Below are 1,560 nucleotides of genomic sequence, written 5' to 3'. Positions count from 1 at the left end.
CTCCTGGGCCGCACCCCCCGCCCGGCCCTGGAGGCCTACCGGGAGGCGGTACGCACGAACGCCGCCTGGTCGGCGGCGGCCTGAGGGGCGCCCGAGGCCGGCCCGAACGGGCCGCGGCCTGACGGGCGGGGCCCGCCCCGGCCACCCGCGGCCGGCAGCGTCCCGACGGGCTTCGACGCCCGGGCTTCCGCCGCAGGCCGGGAGGCCCGGCCAGGCCGCCAAGCCCCGGCACGGGCAGGCCGGGAGGCCGCAGGGCCGGGGCGCAGGCCCGGGAGGCCGCCGGGCCGCGGCACGGGCCGGGGCGCAGGGGCGCGGCACGGGCCGGGGCGCAGGCCCGGGCCCTGCCCGGCCGACGAGGCCGAGCCCGGCACCTCCCCGGGCCCCGGGCAGCCGGCCCGGGCGGCGGCCCAGCCGGGCACGCCCCACCCGAACTTCCGCCGCAGGCCGGGAGGCCCGGCCAGGCCGCCGGGCCCCGGCACGGGCCGGGAGGCCGCAGGGCCGCGGCACGGGCCGGCCGACGAGGGCGGGCCTGGGCCGGACGCCACCGGCGGGGCATCGCCTCCCACTTCGCCGGGGCCGCCCCGGCAGCCCCGCCGGGGACCAGGCGGCCCGCCGCCCGGGGGGCGTGGCGCGCGCCGGAAGGGTGACGCCCGGCGGAGCCGGGCGGCTTCGCGGCCAGGCCGCCAGGCCGCAGCCGAGGCCGGGCCACCGGCCCGGCGCCGCGGGCTTGCCCCGCCGACCGCGGCCCGCACTGGCCGGCCCAGCCGGGCGGAGCAGGAGCTCGGCGGCGGCGCCTGCCGGGCCCCGCGGCCAGCCCCCGGCCGGGGCTGACCACCGGCCCGGGCGGCGGGCCGGCCGCCCCCGGCCGACGTGGCCGGGGAGGACCACCGCTGGGCGGCGGCCCAGCCGGGCACGCCCCACCCGAACTTCCGCCGCAGGCCGGGAGGCCGGCCCGGGGCCGGGCCACCGGGCCGCCGGGCCCCGGCACGGGCCGGGGCGCAGGGTCGGGCCCTGCCCGGCCGACGAGGGCGGGCACGGCCCGCGCCGAGCCCCGGGCAGCCGGCCCGGGCGGCGGGTGCCGGCCCGCACGCGGCTCGGCTGCGGCCGCCGCAGGCGGGGTTCGGTTCCGGTGGTCCCCGGGCGCGGTCAGCGTGCCGGGGGCTCGGTGTCAGTGGGGGGTGGGAGACTCGCACTCGTGAGCGAGTTCGCGGCGCGGTGGCTGCTGGCCGAGGAGGGGGACGGGCGGTGGCAGGCCGGCCCGGTCGGCGGGGACGCCGCCGTCCACGGCGTGGCCGAGCCGGCCACGGCCGTGGCCGCCGCCCCGCCCGGCACCCGCTGGGTCTGGCGTTCGACCGCCGCCGTCTACCCCCGCCTGCTCGCCGCAGGCACCCGCGTCGAGCGGTGCTACGACATCGAGGACGCCGAGCTCCTCCTCCTCGGCCACGAAGGCCGCTCCGGCGAGCCCCGCTCCGCCGCCGCGGCCTGGGCCCGGCTCCGCGGGGAGCCCGTACCGCCCGACCCGCCCCTGCGCGCCGCCGAGCCCGGCACCCAGTCCTCCCT

1 pseudogene is annotated in these 1,560 nt (G+C 85.4%); it reads left to right on the top strand.

Features of this window, described 5'->3' with window-relative positions:
* Positions 1-1,195: 1,195 nt before the first annotated feature.
* Positions 1,196-1,560 (top strand): annotated as a pseudogene (locus EF918_RS35585) (bifunctional 3'-5' exonuclease/DNA polymerase); the annotation flags it as partial.

The sequence above is a fragment of the Streptomyces sp. WAC06614 genome, assembly GCF_003949795.1.
GTDB lineage: Bacteria > Actinomycetota > Actinomycetes > Streptomycetales > Streptomycetaceae > Streptomyces.
Note: the sequence above shows the minus strand (reverse complement) of the source record. Positions and strands in the feature narration are given on the sequence as shown.